This is a genomic window from Paenochrobactrum sp. BZR 201-1 (genome assembly GCF_044987585.2).
GTDB lineage: Bacteria > Pseudomonadota > Alphaproteobacteria > Rhizobiales > Rhizobiaceae > Paenochrobactrum > Paenochrobactrum pullorum.
In genome coordinates, this window is sequence record NZ_JBJDRZ020000052.1 from 1 (window position 1) to 3,870 (window position 3,870).

Below are 3,870 nucleotides of genomic sequence, written 5' to 3' on the forward strand. Positions count from 1 at the left end.
ATCAATGGCACCTTGCAAGGTGGCGGAGATCTGCCGCGCTCCTTTATTCTTGGTCGCACCGCTACAGCCGGTTCTCTGGTCTGGGCAAATACCTGGGGGAAAGACGGCGATACGCCGAACGGCTATCTCACACAGGTGATTGCGCTTTCTGATTTGCCTATTAAAGGGCTGATACGTCTGTGGGTGAACAATGAGCCGGTAACGATTTCCAGTAAGGTGGATGAGTTTGGCAGTGTCGTCACGGAATATCTGAAAGACGGCAAACCTAATCTCTGGATCCGTTTTTATGACGGCACACAAACACAGGCTGATGGTCTGTTGGTGTCAAAGGCTTCCAATGGTAATCGTTATTGGTCTGCAACCCGCGTTGGCCGTGGTATCGCCTATGTTGTCATCACCGCGCGTGTTTCCAAAAACATGTTTTCCGGCATTCCGTCTTTTAAATTCGAGCTGGACGGCATGCGCCTTTATGATCCTTCAAAGGACAGCACCAATGGCGGCAATGGCTCGCATCGCCAAGCTGACCGGTCTACATGGGGCGGTGATGGTGACTATCTGCCTGCCGTGCAGGCTTATAACCTGCTGCGCGGTCTGGCCTATGACGGTAAGTGGTTCTACGGTGTGCAGGGCATGTCAGCTGCGCGTTTGCCGTCTGCCAACTGGATTGCTGCGATCAACAAATGCCGTAAGCCGGTGGCCTCTGCTGAAGGCATGGTGCCGCAATATCGCTCAGGCGGTGAAGTAACCATTGATGCAGCACTTTCAATTGCGCTGGAAGCAATCAACGCAACCTGTCAGGGACGCATCGCCGAGATCGGCGGTATCTATCAGATGTTTCTGGGTGCGCCTGAAGCGTCGGTGATCCATTTTGACGATGATGATATTCTGTCGACTGAAGAACAGTCCTTTACGCCTTTCTTTGGGCTGGCTGATAGCATCAACGGCATCATTGCCACTTATCCGTCACCGGCTGATGGCTGGGCTGTTAAAACGGCGCCGCCTATCCACCGTACAGACTTGGAGGCAAGGCACGGCAATCGCCGCTTGATGGCATCGGTTGAACTGGCTTTTGTTTCTTATGCCGAGCAGGTGCAGCGTTTGATGAGTTCGGCCTTGCTGGAAGGGCAGCGCGCCCGCCGACATACGATTGTTTTGCCACCACGCTTTTGGGCTTATGCAACACCTGGCACGATCTTTGCTTGGACCTCCAAACGCAACGGCTATGTCAATAAGCTGATGCGGGTGGATGGCGTGGCTGATCGCACCAACCTTGATGTGATGGTGGATCTGACTGAAGTTGATCCGACGGATTATGATTGGGACAGCGGCAAAGATTTCAAACCACCTGTTGATGGTACTATCGGGTCTATGCGGCCACAGCCACAGCCAATCATAGATTTCTCGGCCATTCCATCGGTGTCTAAAGATGCCAATGGGAATGATCGTCGGCCTGCCGTTTTGCTATCATGGGATGGCGATAAGGCTGACGTTGACCTCGTCCGGTTTGAGTTACGCCAGACATGGGATTTAGCCGTAATCTATACCGGGCGCACCGAAGACGTTGGGCGTGGTTCAATGCTCATCGCTCCGTTTATGCTTCAGGCCAACTCCCAATATCAGGTGCGGGCGCGTTATGCGGTTTACGATGATTATCGAGAGTTCATTTGGTCTGATTGGATTTCGGTCAGGATGCTGGATGTTCGCTTAAGTGAGCTGGATATATATCCTGTTGGTGTAAACGAGCTAAGAGAGGAGGTTGAAGTTCAGCTAAAATGGCTGGGTAACTCCGAGAGCTATGCTTGGGATGAGTTAGAGCGACTGGGGCAGCTAACAGCCGAGCAGGATGCAGGTAATTTTGCTGAACGCCGCGTTCTGCGCGAAGAAGTTACAGTTGCCGTTAATGATGTAACTGCCTCCTACAAAAAAGCCATTCAAGTCGTTGTTAATGATGTGGGTGCTGTTGTTACCAGAATTGAGGAACTGGAAGTTTCTGTTGATGAGAGTATCGCGCGGGCAACCAGCTCCCTACAAACTGAAATCAATAAGGTTGGTGACAAAGTTGATGTGAACGCGCGCGCGATTACAGCCCTTACCACTACCATTGATGAGGATGTATCTCGTGTCATCACGTTGATGGAAACGGAAATTAACAAAGTTGATGGCAAGGTCGATGCCAACAGCAAACTCATCACCGCTTTGTCGACTACGGTTGATAATGTTTCAGCTGGCATCAATATCCGCAGTGAAACAGAAGTATCACCCGGCGGCGGGCGAGCTATACATGGCGTTCAGGTCAAAATAGGTAGTGGTGATGTTTGGTCCAGCTCTGCTTACTGGATTGAGGTCGTCAATGGTGTTTCCAGCTTTATGGTTGCGGCAGATCGCTTCGTTGTGACCGACAGTACAGGCACATCAAAACAGCCGATGGTTTACACAGAAGGCGAACTGACCCTCGCCATTGCCAATATTGGTGAAGTGACAGCCGGTATTATCCGTTCAGCAGACAATAAGTTTGTTATCGATCTGGCAGCCGGTTCTTTAAGGATTTCAGACTGATGGTCAATCGTTTGCTTCTTGATAAAACGCGACTGCTCGTCACCAAACCGGGTGTGGAGGCCACTGCAAACGCCATACCTGAAGGCAACAAGCTTTTTGACAGCACGTGGTTGTTTTCCAGTACGATTGTCGAGGCTGGGTTGCATATTGATAATGCATCGCCAAAGTTTGGATTTTTTGAACAGGTTATTCAGTGGGATATCGCGACCGATACGTCATTGCCGCAATATATTGATTTCACGCCGTTGAGCTATGTCCCGACGGTTGTTTTGATCAATTTGTCCGATCCTCATTATTGGGAGCGTCATGGCATGGTTCTGCTTGGTTCGGAGCCTAGGATCGAACGCTCCGAATATTATCGAACTGGTGAGGTTACGGTTACGAATAGCCGCATTACCATCCCCAGAATAAGAAGTCCCAGCTGGTATTATCGCGAAAGCTTCCTTTATCTGATTATGGGGATGTAAAATGGCTGATCAAATTCTTCTTGGTAAAAATGGCAATCAGCATGGGATATGGGTCGCCAAGCCAAACCAAAGCGTGCAGCAAGGTGGCCAGATGCTGATGTCTTCTGTGCAGGATATGCTCAAAATTCATGCTCAGGGCAAAAAGACATCAACCAGCATCCGCCAATCACAAGGGTTGTGGCGCCATTCTATAATTGTAGATTTCCCCGAACTACCATTTATACCTTTGGCCTTTATGGGCTTCGTAAACACCGGCTCGGAGCCTTTTAGTTTCCCTCCTAATTTGGGGGATATTGTTACATGGGAAAATTTCCCTTCCAGAGGGATTGTTAATTACATCCCCGCAGTTGGCATTTCACATAATCAACTCAAATTCGAAGGCTGGACTTTTGATAAGGTCAGCAACTTTAACTACATCGTTTTCCTGACGAAACTTCGGGATAAATTCTGATGGCTGGGCGTGTATGGTTCCAACGTGGAAATGCAAACCAGCCATTTAAATTCAGAGTGTCAAAGCCGGGCAAGAGTGTTGATAGCACCAATAAATTCGACTTCATTTTGCATGAAGATATTGGTGTCGTTGCACCTTATGTTTCCGGCTCTATTTCTGTGCCGGCCAAATCCAGTGTTCTGATTAATTTTGGCCGCGTCTATCCCGATCCGGCTCTCATTATGATCAAACCCTCTGGCGGGTTGGTCGCCATTATTTCGCAATTCGAGGCGAAAATTCAGCAAAACATGTCTTCGATGCGGCTTTACAACCACACCGATACAGCTCGCCAGATCACCTATTACGTCTATTGGAATAGCATAGGATAATCCCATGAAAACCCCTGACAAGGTTATT

4 protein-coding genes are annotated in these 3,870 nt (G+C 49.2%); all 4 read left to right on the top strand.

Annotated features, from left to right (window positions below; all coding sequences use genetic code 11):
* The coding region (locus ACI0FR_RS16430) for a phage tail protein (protein WP_461668022.1) at positions 1 to 2,556 on the top strand (2,556 nt) is incomplete at its 5' end.
* Entirely contained in the window at positions 2,556 to 3,023 is a 468-nt protein-coding gene (locus ACI0FR_RS16435; RefSeq protein ID WP_404906894.1) for a hypothetical protein, read from the top strand. The genes ACI0FR_RS16430 and ACI0FR_RS16435, both read left to right, overlap by 1 nt.
* Position 3,024: 1 nt before the next feature.
* A complete protein-coding gene (locus tag ACI0FR_RS16440) occupies positions 3,025 to 3,474 on the top strand; it encodes a hypothetical protein (RefSeq protein WP_404906895.1) in 450 nt (149 codons plus the stop codon).
* Positions 3,474 to 3,842 carry a hypothetical protein gene (locus tag ACI0FR_RS16445; protein ID WP_404906896.1) on the top strand — a complete coding sequence of 123 codons (369 nt, stop codon included), beginning with the start codon at positions 3,474 to 3,476 and terminating at the stop codon, positions 3,840 to 3,842. The genes ACI0FR_RS16440 and ACI0FR_RS16445 overlap by 1 nt, the downstream gene beginning before the upstream one ends.
* The last annotated feature ends 28 nt before the right edge of the window (positions 3,843 to 3,870 follow it).

Bases quoted from the DNA above. Each gene is read 5' to 3' on its own strand.
- ACI0FR_RS16435 (WP_404906894.1), top strand. From the start codon at position 2,556: ATGGTCAATCGTTTGCTTCTTGATAAAACGCGACTGCTCGTCACCAAA.
- ACI0FR_RS16440 (WP_404906895.1), top strand. From the start codon at position 3,025: ATGGCTGATCAAATTCTTCTTGGTAAAAATGGCAATCAGCATGGGATA.
- ACI0FR_RS16445 (WP_404906896.1), top strand. From the start codon at position 3,474: ATGGCTGGGCGTGTATGGTTCCAACGTGGAAATGCAAACCAGCCATTT.